The sequence below is a fragment of the Actinocrinis sp. genome (genome assembly GCF_035653575.1).
Lineage (GTDB): Bacteria > Actinomycetota > Actinomycetes > Streptomycetales > Catenulisporaceae > Actinocrinis.
Map to the genome: position 1 here is coordinate 1 of NZ_DASRBQ010000164.1, position 15,233 is coordinate 15,233.

At 70.1% G+C, this 15,233-nt stretch carries 11 protein-coding genes; 5 read left to right on the forward strand and 6 right to left on the reverse strand.

Features of this window, described 5'->3' with window-relative positions:
* Window positions 1–109 precede the first annotated feature (109 nt).
* From VFA06_RS22255 to VFA06_RS22270, 4 genes are all read right to left on the reverse strand, one after another.
* Entirely contained in the window at window positions 110–1,009 is a 900-nt protein-coding gene (locus tag VFA06_RS22255; RefSeq protein WP_324842616.1) for a universal stress protein, read from the reverse strand.
* Window positions 1,010–1,086: 77 nt separating this feature from the next.
* The gene (locus tag VFA06_RS22260) at window positions 1,087–2,097 is read right to left on the reverse strand and encodes a zinc-dependent alcohol dehydrogenase (RefSeq protein ID WP_324842617.1); all 1,011 of its coding nucleotides are present in this window, start codon (window positions 2,095–2,097) and stop codon (window positions 1,087–1,089) included.
* A 107-nt stretch (window positions 2,098–2,204) separates the two neighbouring features.
* A complete protein-coding gene (locus VFA06_RS22265) occupies window positions 2,205–2,720 on the reverse strand; it encodes a universal stress protein (protein WP_324842618.1) in 516 nt (171 codons plus the stop codon).
* A 245-nt stretch (window positions 2,721–2,965) separates the two neighbouring features.
* Window positions 2,966–4,147 (reverse strand): acetoin utilization protein AcuC, encoded by a 1,182-nt coding sequence (locus tag VFA06_RS22270; protein WP_324842619.1) that lies wholly within the window; start codon window positions 4,145–4,147, stop codon window positions 2,966–2,968.
* 218 nt (window positions 4,148–4,365) lie between these two features.
* Here VFA06_RS22270 and VFA06_RS22275 point away from each other — a divergent pair, with 218 nt between their 5' ends.
* The 4 genes from VFA06_RS22275 to VFA06_RS22290 are packed head-to-tail and all read left to right on the forward strand — an operon-like array spanning window position 4,366 to window position 11,093.
* On the forward strand, window positions 4,366–5,772 hold the full coding sequence (locus VFA06_RS22275; protein ID WP_324842620.1) for a cytochrome ubiquinol oxidase subunit I: 1,407 nt from the start codon (window positions 4,366–4,368) through the stop codon (window positions 5,770–5,772).
* Between the two features lie 22 nt (window positions 5,773–5,794).
* Window positions 5,795–6,874, forward strand: coding sequence for a cytochrome d ubiquinol oxidase subunit II (cydB, locus tag VFA06_RS22280; RefSeq protein ID WP_324842621.1), 1,080 nt, complete (start codon window positions 5,795–5,797; stop codon window positions 6,872–6,874).
* Window positions 6,871–10,392, forward strand: a complete 3,522-nt coding sequence (gene cydD / locus VFA06_RS22285) for a thiol reductant ABC exporter subunit CydD (protein ID WP_324842622.1) — start codon at window positions 6,871–6,873, stop codon at window positions 10,390–10,392. The genes cydB and cydD overlap by 4 nt, the downstream gene beginning before the upstream one ends.
* Window positions 10,365–11,093 (forward strand): CBS domain-containing protein, encoded by a 729-nt coding sequence (locus tag VFA06_RS22290; RefSeq protein WP_324842623.1) that lies wholly within the window; start codon window positions 10,365–10,367, stop codon window positions 11,091–11,093. Before cydD ends, VFA06_RS22290 begins: the two co-directional genes overlap by 28 nt.
* Window positions 11,094–11,130: 37 nt before the next feature.
* Here VFA06_RS22290 and pflA read toward each other — a convergent pair whose 3' ends face one another.
* Window positions 11,131–11,916 (reverse strand): pyruvate formate-lyase-activating protein, encoded by a 786-nt coding sequence (pflA, locus tag VFA06_RS22295; protein WP_349260297.1) that lies wholly within the window; start codon window positions 11,914–11,916, stop codon window positions 11,131–11,133.
* 29 nt (window positions 11,917–11,945) lie between these two features.
* Window positions 11,946–14,222, reverse strand: coding sequence for a formate C-acetyltransferase (gene pflB, locus VFA06_RS22300; protein ID WP_324842625.1), 2,277 nt, complete (start codon window positions 14,220–14,222; stop codon window positions 11,946–11,948).
* Window positions 14,223–14,610: 388 nt separating this feature from the next.
* Between pflB and VFA06_RS22305 the strand changes: the two genes are divergently transcribed.
* A partial coding sequence (locus tag VFA06_RS22305) for a DoxX family membrane protein (RefSeq protein ID WP_324842626.1) occupies window positions 14,611–15,233 on the forward strand: 623 nt, incomplete at its 3' end.

Sequence of the window (15,233 nt, forward strand, 5' to 3'; positions counted from 1 at the left end):
CAGGCGGCGATGGGCAGGTCGCTCCAGCACAGCGTAAGGACCCGTACCTGCGCAGACTGCGCCGCGCGCCAGTCGAATGAGGAAGAGCGATCACGGGCGAGGTTGCTGCCTACTCGATCGGCACGACAGCGACCGGCGTCGGTGAGTGCGACAGCAACCCCTGCAGCACGTAACCGGCGCCGACCGACAGCGGACTGCGCCGACGGTGCGCGCCGATCACCAGCAGCCGCGATCCGCGCGCCGCTTCGATCAGCATCGGCACCGCGTTGCCGCGCATCGCGGCGGTCGAGACGTCCACGTCCGGGTACTCCTCGCGCAGCCCCTTGATCAGCGTGTCCGCCTCAGCGGTCTGATTGGTCTCGGTCAGTTCGTGGTCGCCGGTGTAGTAGCCGCCATAGGCCGGGTGCGGCCACCACGCCCGGACGACAGTCAGTGTCGAGCGCAGCGCCGCGGCCATCGCGAAGGCGTAGCGCATCGGTGGTTCTGCCTCGCCGGGCTCCACGCCGAGAACGATCTCGTTGTACGGCTCGCCCGGCTGCTCGCCGCGGACCACGACCGCCGGGCCGAGCCCGTGCGCGGCGACCTTCAGGCTGACCGAGCCGAGCAGCAGGCCGGCGAAACCGCCGTGCCCGCGCGTCCCGGTGACCACCATCGTGGACTGGCCGCTCTGGTCGATCAGCGCCTCCGGCGCGTTCGACTCGGACAGCTCGGCCCGCACGGCCACGCCGGGGAACCGCTCGCCCAGCCGTATCGCGATCCGGTCGACGAGCCGCTCGCCGTCCTGCCAGCGGGCCTCGACGAAGCCGCTGCGTTCGCCGGCCTCGTGTCCGGCGCCATGGTGCCCGTCTGAGCCGCTGGGCCCTGCGGACAAATCGAGAGCGTGCAACAGGTACAGCGGCACGCCGAGATCGGCGGCCTGGCGCGCGGCCCACTCGGCCGCGCGCGACGCGTTATCCGAGGAATCGACGCCGACGACGATGCGCCGCGGTGTTGAAAGGTTCTGAATCATGGTGACTCCAGGTCTGGGGAAGGACCGCGGCGGGCGGGGCGGGCCGCGCGGGCCGCGGCGCGGATTCCGGCGCGAACTTAGAACTCGAAGACGATGCGCGCCTGGACCCGTCCGGCCAGCACGTCGGAGAAGGTCTCGTTGACCTGCTCCAGCTTCCGGCTCTCGGCGAACACCCGGGTGCGCCCGGCGCGGTGCAGCTCGAAGACCTCCGCCAGATCCTGGCGGGTGCCGACGATCGAGCCGATGACGCTGATCCCGCCGAGCACGGTGTCGAAGATCGGGACGGTCAGCGTGCCGCCCGCGGGCAGCGCGACGCACACCAGCCGGCCGCCGCGGCGCAGGCTGGCGAAGGCCTGGTGGAAGGATTGCGGCGAGGCGGCAAGGGCGATCGCCACGTCCGCGCCGCCCTCGGCCCGGATCAGCTCGGCCGGATTGTGCTCGGCCGCGTTGACGACGTGCTCGGCGCCCAGTTCCCGGGCCAGCTCCAGTTTGCCCTCGTCCAGATCGACCGCGGTGACGAAACCGCCGGCGATGCGCGCGTACTGCACCGCGAGGTGGCCGAGCCCGCCGACGCCGAAGACCGCGACATGGTCGGTCGGCCCGACCCCGGCTACCTTGATCGCCTTGTAGGTGGTCACGCCGGCGCAGGTGAGCGGGGCGGCCTCCACGGTGCTGACCCAGTCAGGCACCGGCACCACGTAGTCGGCGGCAGCCAGCGCGTACTCGGCATAGGCGCCATTGACCGAGTAGCCGGTGTTCGTCTGCGACTCGCACAGCGTCTCGCGGCCGGAAACGCAGTAGCGGCAGTGCCCGCACGCGGAGCCGAGCCACGGGATCGCGACCCGCTCGCCGATGCTGCGCACCTGCACGCCCGGGCCCAGCGCCTCGATGACGCCGACGCCCTCGTGGCCCGGAATGAACGGCAGCGGCGGCTTGACCGGCCAGTCGCCGTGCGCGGCGTGGATGTCAGTGTGGCATACCCCGCTGGCCTCGATGCGCACCAGCGCCTGGCCCGGGCCGGGAACCGGCACCGGTACCTGCTTGATCTGCAGCGGCCTGGCGAAGTCGGTGACGACGGCTGCTTTCATCATTATGTTTCTCTGCCTTCTGCGATGGGGGCGTGACGGGCCGGGGCGGGACCGAAAGCCGGCCCGCAGAAGCCGGGGGCGCCGGGTGCCGGGCACCCCCGTACGACTCAGATGCCTGAGTAAGGGCGGCCGTGGAACTCGGGCCGCTCGGCTTCGAGCTGCCGGATCGGGTCCCACTGGCTGCGACCGCGCCAGCGGTGCGGACGATGCACCGCGCGGGCCATTTCCGGCACCGGCACGGCGAGCACCGGGCAGCGGGCCCGGCGCATCACGGCGTGCGCGACCGAGCCGGACCACAGCGTGTGCCAGAAACCCTTGCCGCTGCAGCCCACGACGAGCAGGTCGCGCGGATCGGCGGCGGCCGTGCACAGCGCGTCCCTGATGGGCAGGAAGGACACCGCGGTCTCGATCTCGATGTCGGTCGGCACGGAGCCGAGCGCGTCGAGGAACGCGGTGGTGATGGTGGTCGAGTCCACGCACGCGATCGCGGTGGTGCGGGACCGCACGGCGTAGAGCGGGAGCATGCGCCGGCGCGCCTCTGCCACGGCGGTCCGGATCGCGGCGAGGCCGGTCAGAGAGTCATCGATGCCGACGACGACGCGAGGGTGACCGAATTTCTTCATGGTGTCGCGCTCCTCTGGTCCGCTCGTGGCGCTCATCGCCGCTGGCTGCCGTCTCTCCGGTAATCAGCGTGCTGCGCGGGGCGGCCGGCGCAGTATGGCCGAACGTCCCGCCGGGGCCCGACCGTTGGCCCTGTCTTGCGTGGCCCTGTCTTGCGGCGGACGTGATCGCGATCAAGCCCCGGCGTGGCGCGATGCGGCGGAGCGCAGGAGCTTTCCGAGAGAGCGGTTCCCTGTTCTCCCCGGACTCAGTGGGTGACTTCGAGGCCGTGGTGCGGGAAGACGGCGCGGCGGGTGGCCAGAACCGCGCGGTCGATCGGGTCGGCCGGATCGAAGCCGTTGGCCCAGGGGCGCGGCTGCGGCTGGTGCCCGTCGGTCATCGACCGCGGCGCGATCTGCCCGGCGCGTTCGGCGGCGAAGGTGCGCCAGGAGTCGGGAGTCTCGGTCTGCGGCGGGACCGGCTGGTGCGCGGCCTCGGCCAGGACTTGCGTCCAGATCCGCGGTACCACGTCGACCACCGCGTACCCGCCTCCGCCGAAGAGCAGCCAGCGGCCTTCAGTGTGCTTGTGGGCGAGCCGGTGCAGTGCCTCAGCGGCCATACGCTGACCATCGATGGTGAGCATCAGGTGTGCAAGCGGGTCGAGCGCGTGGCTGTCACAACCGTGCTGCGTTACGAGTACCTCAGGCCGGAAGGCGTGCAGCAGCGGCGGGACGATCGCGTCGAACGCGCGCAGCCAGTGCGCGTCGCGGGTGCCGGCCGGCAGCGCCACGTTCACGCTCATGCCCTCGGCGTTCCGGCCGCCTGACTCCTCCGGCAGTCCGGTGCCGGGGAACAGGGTGCTGGGGTGCTCATGAAGGCTGATCGTCAGGACTCTAGGATCGTTGTAGAAGGCTGATTGCACGCCGTCGCCGTGGTGCGCGTCGACGTCCACGTAAGCGACCCTGGTCGCGCCCTGCTCAAGCAGTCGCGCAATGGCGATCGCGACGTCGTTGTAGAGACAGAACCCTGACGCGTGCGCCCGCATCGCGTGGTGCAGGCCGCCGGCCAGGTTCGCGGCGTGCTCGGTCATGCCGGACCACACCGCGTCCGCCGCCGCCACGCTCGCCCCGACGACCAGCGCCGAGGCCTCGTGCATGCCGGGGAAGATCGGATTGTCGTCGGTGCCCAGGCCGTAGCGGCTGCGCTCGGAGCGCGTCGCGTGGGCGACGTTCTTCACCGCGGCGATGTACTCCGGGGCGTGGACGAGCTCGAGCACGCCGTCCTTCGCCGCGGCCACCGGCGCCAGCACCACGCCCGGGGCGTCGAGTACGCCGAGCTCGCGCGCCAGGCGCATGGTCAGCTCGACCCGCACCGGAGCGAGCGGATGGTCGTGCCCGAAGTCGTACGACGTGAGCGCATCGTCCCAAGGAACCAGCAAGGTCGTGTCCATCGCGCCGTCCGTCCTCCCAGCCTCCCGGTGCACCATCGCACCTTCCGCTCACTATCGCGCGCCGCGCGCCCGGCGTCTCGGGCCATTCGGACGGCAAGCCCGGCGCCGGTTCGGGACCTTGGTCCCTTCCGGCCAGGCCGGTACGCCCTGCCGCGGGCCCGGCGCGGCTGGCGAAGCTGACAGCACGACCGCGTACGTCCCCGAAAGGACCATGAGCCGTGGACGCGTTGCTGCTCGCCCGCTGGCAGTTCGGCATTACCACCGTGTACCACTTCTTCTTCGTGCCGCTGACGATCGGCCTCTCGCTGCTCACCGCCGGACTGCAAACCGCGTGGCTGCGCACCGGCCGCGAGCACTATCTGCGCGCCGCGAAGTTCTGGGGGAAGCTGTTCCTGATCAACTTCGCGCTCGGCGTGGCCACCGGCATCGTGCAGGAGTTCCAGTTCGGGATGGCCTGGAGCGAGTACTCGCGCTTCGTCGGCGACGTCTTCGGCGCACCGCTGGCGATCGAGGGGCTGCTGGCCTTCTTCCTGGAGTCCACCTTCCTCGGCCTGTGGATCTTCGGCTGGGACCGGCTGCCGCCGCGCGTGCACACCGCCTGCATCTGGCTGGCCGGCATCGGCACCATGCTCTCCGCCTACTTCATCCTGGCCGCCAACGCCTGGATGCAGCATCCGGTCGGCTTCGTGCTCGACCCGGCGACCCACACCGCGCGGCTGACCAGCATCTGGGCGGTGCTGACCAACTCCACCGCGCTGGTCGCCTTCGGGCACACCATCGCCGCCGCGTTCCTGATGTCCGGACTGCTGCTGATCGCGGTCAGCGCCTGGCACCTGCGCCGCCGCCAGCACGCGGACACAATGCGGCCCTCACTGCGCCTCGGCCTGTGGACCGCCCTCATCGCCTGCGCGCTGACCGCGGTGACCGGCGACATCGACGGCAAGATCATGACCGAGCAGCAGCCGATGAAGATGGCCGCGGCCGAGGCGCTGTACCACACCTCGCAGCCCGCCTCCTTCTCGCTGTTCACGATCGGCTCGCTGGACGGCAAGTCCGAGGTCTGGTCGGTGCGGCTGCCCAACCTGCTCTCCTTCCTCGCGACCGGCTCCTTCCACGGGCAGGTGCAGGGGATCAACGACGTGCAGGCGGCTGAGGTCGCCAAGTACGGCCCGGGCACGTACACGCCGGTGATCCCGGTCACCTACTGGTCCTTCCGGCTCATGATCGGCTTCGGCCTGGTCGCCGGCCTGGTGGCGCTGCTCGGGCTCTGGCTGACCCGGCGCGGGCGCACCCCGGAGCCGGAGCGGCGCTGGTTCTGGCGCGCCGCGCTGTGGGCGATGGCCCTGGGCCCGCTGGCCTCGAGCTTCGGCTGGATCTTCACCGAGATGGGCCGCCAGCCCTGGTCGGTGTTCGGGGTGCTGGCCACCAGGCAGTCCGTCTCGCCGACGGTAGGCGCGGGCACCATCCTCACCTCGCTGATCGTGCTCACCCTGCTGTACGCGGGGCTGGCGGTCGTCGAGGTCGGCCTGACGGTGCGCGCCGCCCGCCGCGGGCCGGGCGGTTCCGGCGGCCCGGGCGCGGACAAGGCCCTCGACACCGAGCCAGACCTCGGCTTCGCGTACTGACAACAGGAGTAAGGGTCCTAACATGTCTCTGCAGAACCTGTGGTTCACCCTCATCGCGGTGCTCTGGTGCGGCTACTTCATGCTCGAGGGATTCGACTTCGGCGTCGGCGTGCTGCTGCAAGCGGTCGGCCGGGACGAGCGCGAGCGCGGCCTGATGCTGCGCACCATCGGCCCGGTCTGGGACGGCAACGAGGTCTGGCTGCTGGTGGCCGGCGGGGCGACCTTCGCAGCGTTCCCGCAGTGGTACGCCACCCTCTTCAGCGGCTTCTATCTGGCGCTGCTGCTTATCCTGGTGGCGCTGATCGTGCGCATCGCCGCGATCGAATACCGCAACAAGGAGACCGACCCGGTCTGGCGGCGGCGCTGGGACTGGGCGCACACCATCAGCGCCGCCCTTCCGGCGCTGCTGTGGGGAGTGGCGTTCGGGAACATCGTGCGCGGCGTGCCGATCGACGCGGCGCACAACTACACAGGGTCCTTCTTCACCCTGCTTAATCCTTACGCCCTGCTCGGCGGCCTGACCACGCTGACCGTGTTCACCTTGCACGGAGCGGTGTTCATCGCGCTCAAGACGACCGGCGAGCTGCGCGACCGCGCGCGAAAGGCGGTGCTGCTCCTCGGGCCGGGCGCGGCCATCTTCGCTGTGGGCTTCCTGGTCTGGACGCTGGTTCAGGCAAGCGGTGGCTCGCGCGGACACGTGGCCGCCGCCGCGGTGGTCGCGGTGATCGCCGCCGTGTCGCTGCTCGGCGGGCTCGCGGCGACCTGGCGCGACCGTGACGGCTGGGCCTTCGCGGGCACCGCGGCCGCGATCGTGGCGACCGCCGCGGCCCTGTTCCTGACGCTGCACCCGGCGGTGATGCCGTCGACCACGTCGGCCGCGTACAGCCTGACCGTGACCAACGCGTCGTCGAGCCATTACACCCTGACGGTGATGAGCTGGGTGGCGCTCGCTTTCACACCGATCGTGCTGGCTTATCAAACCTGGACGTACTGGGTGTTCCGAGCGCGCGTCAACGGTGACGGCAAGGTGTCGTTGCCGGCGGCGCGTAAGTCCGCTGACAAGGAGCTGCCACACCGCCACCAGGAAGGCAGCGCCGCGTGAAACCAGTCGATCCTCGGCTGGTGCGTCGTGCCCGGCCAGTACGGGCATTCCTCGGCGCACTGGCCGGGATCGGCGCGGCAGCCGCCGTACTGCTGATCGTGCAGGCCACGCTGCTGGCGGACCTGATCTCCGGGCTGGTGCTCACGCCGCGATCGCAGGCTTCGTATGCGGGTCCGGTGGCCGGGTTGATCGCCGCGAGTCTCGGGCGCGCGGCGCTCGCCTGGTTCCGCGAGGCCTGCGCAGTACGCACCTCCACGGCGGTGAAGGCCGCCCTGCGAGCCGACTTGATCAAGGCGCTGACGACGGGACGAGTCCGGGCAGCGGACCGGGAACGGGCCGGCGAGGCCGCGGTCCTGGCGACGCGCGGGATCGACGCCCTCGACGGTTACTTCGCGCGCTACCTGCCGCAGCTGGCGCTGGCCGCGATCGTGCCTGCCGTGCTCGGCGTCCGCATCCTGACGGCCGATCCGCTCAGTGCCCTGATCATCGCGCTCACCATCCCGCTCATCCCGCTGTTCATGATCCTGATCGGACTCATGACCCGCGACCACATGGCCGAGCGCTGGTCCACTCTCGAACGCCTGGGCGGCCACTTCCTGGAGGTGGTCGCCGGACTGCCCACTCTCGTCGCGTTCGGCCGGGCCAAGGCCCAGCGGGCCGCGATCCGGCGCGCCGCAGACGCGCACCGGCGGGCGACGAGCCGGACGCTGCGGGTCGCGTTCCTTTCCTCGCTCGTGCTGGAACTGATCGCGATGCTCTCGGTGGCGCTAGTCGCCGTGGCGATCGGCCTGCGGCTCGCGGACGGCAGCCTGAGCCTGCGCACCGGCCTACTCGTGCTGATCTGCGCACCGGAGGTCTACCTGCCGTTGCGCCTCGTGGGGGCGCGATATCACGAGGCGGCAGAGGGACTCGCGGCCACAGACCAGATCTTCGCGAACACTGCCGCCGCACAGACGTCCCACGAAGACGCCGCTCTCACACGGACTTCATCCTCAACCCACAGCGTCGCGATTGCCTCCGCATCCCCAGGCATCATCCGTTTCTCGGGCGTACGCATTTCCCGCGAAGGCCGCACGGACCAGGTCGTGCCAGACCTCGAACTCCCGCTCGAAGTGGGGCGGACCACCGCGCTGGTCGGCCCGAGCGGTGCCGGCAAGACCACGTTGCTGCACCTGCTACTCGGCTTCGACACCCCTGCCAGTGGCCGCATCACCATCGGCGACACACAACTCTCCGACACTGACCTCGAACAGTGGCGCGCGCGACTGGCCTGGTTGCCTCAGCGACCACTGCTGACCGGCCGCACCGTCGCCGAAGCCATTCGGCTCGGTAAGCCGCTCGCCGCGGACGAGGAGGTCGCGCACGCCGCCTTGGCGGTCGGCATCGACTTCCCCCTCGACACACCGCTGGGCCGCGACGGGACCGCAATCTCCGGCGGGCAGGCGCGGCGCGTCGGGCTCGCCCGCGCGATCCTGCGTGACGCCCCGATCGTGCTGCTCGACGAGCCGACCGAACATCTCGACCCCGACACCGAGCGATCCATCACGGAATCGCTCCGGAGCTGGTTGCCCGGCCGCACCGCACTGCTGATCACGCACCGACCCGTGTTGCTCGAACTCTGCGACACAATCGTGCACCTCGAACCGTCGCCGAAAACCGAACCCGCACAGCCAGCCGCTCCGCCAGCGACGCTGGAGCCTGGTCGTGCCGTGTCACGCGCCGCCGTCACTTCGCGCGAAAACGGAAGCACAGCCGAGGAATCCGCCACCCCCGGACGAATCAGGTCCCGAATTATCGCCGCGGCGGGACTCGCCGGTGCAGCCGCGCTGTGCAGCGTCGGTCTGGCCGCAGCCTCGGCCTGGCTGATCGCCACCGCCGCGCTGCGTCCGCCGCTGCTCACCCTGCAGGTCGGTATCGCCGCTGTTCAAGCCTTCGGTATCGGCCGCGCCGTCCTGCGCTACGCCGAACGCCTCTCCGGGCACGACGCCACGCTACGTCTGCTAGCCGACCTGCGCGTGCGGGTCTATCGCGCGCTCGCGCGGCGCGCTCCGGCCGGAATGGCGGCCGAGCGCGGAGGCGACCTGCTGGCCAATCTGACCTCTGATGTCGACGCCGTGCAGGATCTCTTCCTCAAGGTGCTGCTTCCGGTGGCCGGCGTCGTGCTCTCCTGCTCAGGACTGCTCCTCTTCGACCTGCTCGCGTTGCCCTCGAGCGCTCTGGTGCTGTGTCTCGGGATCAGCGTCGGCGCGGTCCTCGTTCCGCTGGTCGCGCGGGCGACGAGCCGAGGCGCCGAGACCCGGACCGCCGCCGTGCGCGGTCGGCTCACGGAACACACCGTGGACCTGCTCGGCGCGTTACCCGACCTTGTCGCGTACGGCGCGGCCGCGCGGCATGCGCAGCGCATCGCCGAGGACGATCGGCGGCTCAGCGTTCTCGAACGCCGCAGCGCGCTGGCCGGCGGACTCGGCCAGGCCCTTAACCTGCTTGCCTCCGGGACCACTTGCGCCGCCCTTGCGGTGGTCGCCGGTAACGCAGTGCGCGCCGGGCACGTCGGCAGCCCGATCGCCGCGGCACTCGTCCTCGCCCCGCTGGCCCTCTTCGAACTGCTCGCCACGCTTCCCGACGCCGCGCGCGCCTACGACCACGGCAAAGCCGGTTGGGAACGGCTGCGCCGAATCGCCGACGCCCCACCACTCGTCCCGACGCCCGAACGCCCGAGGGCGCTCGCGTGGACTGCCGAATCCGTGCTCGAATTCGATGAGGTCACCGCCGTCTGGCCCGACCCCGACCCACGCTCCCGGCACGTCATCGAGCCCTGCGACAACGCCGGGCCGGCCGTGCGCGACGTGTCATTCCGGGTACGCGCGGGCGAGCAGGTCGAAATATCCGGTCCGAGCGGCATCGGAAAATCCACCTTGGCCGCCCTCGCCGCGCGCTTCCTGGATCCGGTCTCCGGCTCCGTGCGCATCGACGGCACCGACCTGCGCGAGATCGATCCGGGCCGGGTCCGCGACACGGTGGTCGTCTGCGGACAGGACGCGCACCTGTTCGACGCGACCATCCGGGAGAACCTGCGCATCGCCCGCCCCGACGCCACCGTAAGCGAGCTGTGGCGGATCCTGAAGGCCGTCCGCCTCGACGAATGGGTCGCCGCGCTGCCCAACGGCCTGGACGCCGCCGTCGGCCAGTTCGGCGACGCCGTTTCGGGCGGCGAACGCCAGCGCATCGCCCTCGCCCGCGTGCTGCTCAGCCGCGCCCCCGTCGTCGTGCTGGACGAACCGCTCGCCCACCTCGACGCGCAGACCGCCGCTGCCGTGGAGCTCAACCTGCACCGCGAGCTGCGCGGCCGAACGGTCCTTTGGATCCGTCACGACCGGGCCTTTCGGCCCTCACCGGGCCGCGTTCGGCGCGTGACGATGCAAGAGGCGAATGTACTGAGCACAGAAGCCGCAGATCCGATCGGGCCACCGCGGCGAAGAGGAGTAGTGACATGCCGCACCGCACCGTGGGCAATGTGATGACGCCGGCCGAGCAGGTCGTCACCGTGAGCCCGGGAACCGCGTACAAGGAGATCGTCAGGCTGCTGACGGAGCACGCGGTCAGCGCGCTGCCGGTGCTCGGCGAGGCCAAGCGCGTGCTCGGCATCGTCTCCGAGGCCGACCTGCTGGCCAAGGAGAGCCGGGCGCAGGCGCCCGATCCGCTGCGGCCGCCGCTGACGCCGAAGGAGTCGATCACCCGGCACAAGGCCCAGGCCGCCACCGCGGTGGAGCTGATGACGGCGCCCGCGGTGACCATCGGCGCGGACGAGGACGTCTCCGCCGCCGCCCGGAAGCTTGAGGCGCACCGGATCAAGCGGATGCCGGTCGTGGACGGCAACGGCCGCCTCGTCGGCATCGTCAGCCGGCGCGACCTGCTGCGCGTCTTCCTGCGCAGCGACGACGAACTTGAGGAGGAGGTCCGCTCGCTGCTGGTCGACGCCTTCTGGATCGACCCCGAGGGCTGGACCGCGCAGGTCTACGACGGCCGCGTGCTGCTTTCCGGCCGGATGGACCGGCGCAGCACGGTCCGCATCGCGGAGAGCGCGGTGCGCCGGATCGACGGCGTGGTGGCCGTCGAGAGCGACCTCACATACGCCGAGGACGACACGGATCTGCGTCCGGTCAAGGAACCGCCCTTCAAGGGCGTCTTCTCCGGCTGGCACCGCGACCACAGTGTCTGACCCCAGACTGCTGGACCCGAAGCCGAGGGGTTGACTGTCAGAAGACGGCCAACCCCTCGGCCGCGAACTGCTCGCGCGCTGCGCTGACCTGCCGGTCGGTCGGCGCCGGGGTGTCGGCGAGGGGAAACGGGATGCCGAGCGCCGCGTACTTCGCCGCGCCGAGCTTGTGGAAGGGCAGCACGTCGACGCGCTCGACATTGCCGAGCGACGCTGCGAAGCGGGCCACTCCCGCGACGTTCGCGGCGGCGTCGGTCAGGCCGGGCACGAGGACGAAGCGCAGGTGCACCGGTACCGGCTGCGGCCGATCCGCGAGCCGGCGCGCGAAGGCGAGGGTCGGGTGCAGGTCCCGGCCGGTGAGACGGCGATACAGCGCCCGGTCCCAGGACTTGACGTCCAGCAGGACCAGATCGGTCGCGGCCAGCAGTCCGTCGCCGGCCCGGGCACCGAGGTACCCGGAGGTGTCCAGCGCTGTGTGCAATCCCAGCGCCCGGAACCCGTGGAACAGCGCGGCGGTGAATCGGGGCTGAAGCAGCGGCTCACCGCCGCTGACCGTCGCCCCGCCGCCGGCCGACCGAATGAAGGGTGCGTACTTGGCCGCCTCCGCGACTAGGTCCGCCGACTCGACCTGCTGTCCGTCGCGCATCCGCCAAGTCTCAGGGTTATGACAATAGGCACAACGCAGCGGGCAGCCCTGAGTGAACACCACGAACCGGGTTCCGGGCCCGTCCACTCCCGTGGACAAGTCCCAGGAGTGGATCGATCCGAGGACTGACGCGACGCCGACTTCCGTTGTCTCGACGCCAGGACCCGTCATACCGGTCATGGCGTCGCCTCGTGCTGTGCTCATGCCTTTCAAGGCGCCTCGTGGAAGGTACGGCTGATCACGTCGAGCTGCTGCTTACGGCTCAGCCGGACGAAGTTGACCGCATACCCCGAGACCCGGATGGTCAGCTGCGGATACCTCTCAGGGTGCTCCATCGCATCCTCGAGCACAGCCCGATCCAGGACATTGACATTCATGTGGTAGCCGCCAGAAGCGAAGTACCCGTCGAGGATTCCGGCCAGGTTCGCGACCCGCTCGCCCGGCTCCCGCCCGAGCCCGGAGGGCACGATGGTCGCGGTGAGCGAGATACCGTCCTGCGCGTAGTCGTAGGGCAGCTTCGCCACGGAGAGCGCCGCGGCGACCAGGCCGTGTCGGTCGCGTCCGTTCATCGGGTTCGCACCCGGGGAGAAGGCCACACCGGCGCGCCGGCCGTCCGGAGTGTTCCCGGTCTTGTGGCCGTAGACCACATTCGAGGTGATTGTCAGCACCGACTGGGTGTGCCGCGCGCCGCGATAAGCCGGATACCTGCGGATCTTCGTCATGAACCGGTCCACCAGATCGACCGCGATCGCATCCGCGCGCTCGTCGTTGTTGCCGTAGGCGGGGAAATCGCCCGTGGTCTCGAAGTCCGTCGCCAGGCCGCTCTCGTCTCGCAGTACCCTGACTCTCGCGTGCTTGACCGCCGACAGGGAGTCCGCCGCGACGGCGAGCCCGGCGATACCGCAGGCCAGCGTGCGCTCAACGTCACGGTCGTGCAGCGCCATCTCGATCCGCTCGTAGGCGTACTTGTCGTGCATGTAGTGGATCACGTTGAGGGCGTGTACGTACGTCTCGGCCAGCCAGTCGAGCACCTTGTCCAGTGCGACGTCGAGCTTGTCATACTCCAGATACTCGTCCGCGATCGGCTCGAGCCCCGGCGCCACGACCGCGCCGCTGATCTCGTCCCGGCCGCCGTTGATCGCGTACAGCAGCGCCTTGGCCAGATTGACCCGCGCGCCGAAGAACTGCATCTGCTTGCCGACCCGCATCGCGGAGACGCAGCAGGCGATCGCGGTGTCGTCGCCGGTGTGCCGCCGGGTCAGCTCGTCCGACTCGTACTGGATCGCGCTGGTGTCGATGGACACCTTCGCGCAGAAGTCCTTGAACCCGACCGGCAAGCGGCTCGACCACAGCACGGTCAGGTTCGGTTCCGGCGCGGAGCCGAGGTTGTAGAGCGTCTGCAGGAACCGGAAGCTGGTGCGCGTCACCAGCGGCCGGCCATCGCGGCCGGTGCCGCCGATCGTCTCGGTCACCCAGGTCGGATCGCCGGAGAACAGTTCGTCGTATTCGGGCGTGCGCAGGAACCGCACGATCCGCAGCTTGATCACGAAGTCGTCGATCAGTTCCTGCGCCGTGCTCTCATCCAGCCGCCCGGCCGCCAGATCGCGAGCCAGATAGACGTCGAGGAAGGTGGAGACCCGGCCGAGCGACATGGCCGCGCCGTTCTGCTCCTTGACCGCGGCCAGGAATCCGAAGTACAGCCACTGGATCGCCTCGCGCGCCGTCGCCGCCGGACCGGAGATGTCGAACCCGTAGGAAGCAGCCATCTGCTTCAGCTCACCCAGGGCCCTGATCTGCTCGGCCAACTCCTCGCGCAGCCGGATGGTCTGGTCGTCGGCCCAGAGCGCGTCCAGTTCGGCGCGCTCCTCCCGCTTCGCGGCGATCAGCCGGTCCACGCCGTAGAGCGCGACGCGCCGATAGTCGCCGATGATCCGGCCACGCCCGTAGGCGTCCGGCAGGCCGGTGATGACTCCGGCCCGGCGCGCGGCCAGAATCTGCGGCGTATAGGCGTCGAAGACCCCGTCGTTGTGCGTCTTGCGGTACTTGGTGTAGATCTCTGCGATACGCGGGTCGGCGTCGATCCCGTAGGCGGCCAGGCCGCTCGCGACCATCCGCCAGCCGCCGTTCGGCATGATCGCGCGCTTGAGTGGGGCGTCTGTCTGCAGCCCGACGATCAGCTCGTTGTCCCGGTCGATGTAGCCCGGGGCGTGCGCGGTGATCGCGGCCGGCGTGTGCACGTCCACGTCGTAGATCCCGAGTTTCCGCTCGACCGGGAACATCGCGGTCAGCCGCGCCCACAGGGCCGTGGTTCGCGCGGTCGGCCCGGCGAGGAACGATCCGTCGCCGGTGTAAGGCGTGTAGTTGGCCTGGATGAAGTCGCGCACGTCAATCGCTTTGCGCCACTTAGTGCCTGTGAAGCCTTCCCACGGATCGCGTTCGGAGGCCTCCGCCGTTCCTGGCTGCTCCTGCGTGGATATCGCAGTCATCTCTTCCCCTCGTGCACTTGCACGGCCGGCGCGTTGATCCGTTACGTCGTCCGGGCATGACGGGCGGGAAGGCCCGACCCGCTTCTCGCGGATCCTGATCGCGTGGTGCGCGGCTCGGGGACCGCTGCTCCGCGTCCTGATGTCTTCGGGTCCTTCCCGCTCACCTCCACTCCATCAAAGTGCGCAAGGAGACCCAAGGGCCGAAGGTCCCGACGTTGACGATCATGTGGCGGCCGACCTCAAGTAGCATCATCACAATGCCTTGACTTGCTGTGATCCGACCTTTGGCGGCCGGTTTCGGGACTTTTGGCAGGCTCCGGCGTTCCCGTTCGCGCACGACACTCGAAGCGAAGCGAAGCGGAAACGAAAGACCGAGGAGCGATATCCCATGGCGACGCAGCACGGGCTACACGGATTCCACGTGGGCGGCCGGTTCCACCTGCGGGCCCGCCCCGGGGCGATGAAGGCGGACGTCGCGGCGAAGGTGACGAGCGCGGTCGGCGTGCGCGAGGCGGCCATCGCGGCGCTGCGCGTCGGCGTCGGGTTCGCGTTCTTCTGGGCGTTCCTGGACAAGACCTTCGGGCTGGGCTACTCGACCCCCTCGGCCCGTGCCTGGATCCACGGCGGCTCCCCGACCAAGGGCTTCCTGGCCAGCGTGAACGTCGGCCCGTGGCAGTCGATGTACCACGCGTGGGCCGGAAAGCAGTGGGCTGACTGGCTTTTCATGCTCGGCCTGCTCGGCATCGGCCTGGCCCTGATCCTCGGCATCGGCCTGCGGTTCGCGGCCGTCGCCGGAACGATCCTGGTGGCGATGATGTGGTTCGCGGTCTTCCCGCCCGCGAAGCACGCGGCGGACGGCTCGGCGAGCGGATCGGTCAACCCGTTCGTGGACGAGCACGTGATGGACGCCCTCGCGCTGTTCACGATCGCGGCGTTCGGCACTGGCAGCCGACTCGGACTCGGGGCGATGTGGGCCAAGCTCCCCTTCGTCCGCCGGCACCGCGCTCTGCT

Excerpts from the sequence above, each read along its gene's own strand:
- VFA06_RS22255 (WP_324842616.1), bottom strand. The coding sequence starts at position 1,009 with ATGATTCAGAACCTTTCAACACCGCGGCGCATCGTCGTCGGCGTCGAT.
- pflA (WP_349260297.1), bottom strand. The coding sequence starts at position 11,916 with ATGACCGGTATGACGGGTCCTGGCGTCGAGACAACGGAAGTCGGCGTC.
- pflB (WP_324842625.1), bottom strand. The coding sequence starts at position 14,222 with ATGACTGCGATATCCACGCAGGAGCAGCCAGGAACGGCGGAGGCCTCC.
- VFA06_RS22260 (WP_324842617.1), bottom strand. The coding sequence starts at position 2,097 with ATGAAAGCAGCCGTCGTCACCGACTTCGCCAGGCCGCTGCAGATCAAG.
- cydB (WP_324842621.1), top strand. The coding sequence starts at position 5,795 with ATGTCTCTGCAGAACCTGTGGTTCACCCTCATCGCGGTGCTCTGGTGC.
- VFA06_RS22290 (WP_324842623.1), top strand. The coding sequence starts at position 10,365 with ATGCCGCACCGCACCGTGGGCAATGTGATGACGCCGGCCGAGCAGGTC.
- VFA06_RS22270 (WP_324842619.1), bottom strand. The coding sequence starts at position 4,147 with ATGGACACGACCTTGCTGGTTCCTTGGGACGATGCGCTCACGTCGTAC.
- VFA06_RS22265 (WP_324842618.1), bottom strand. The coding sequence starts at position 2,720 with ATGAAGAAATTCGGTCACCCTCGCGTCGTCGTCGGCATCGATGACTCT.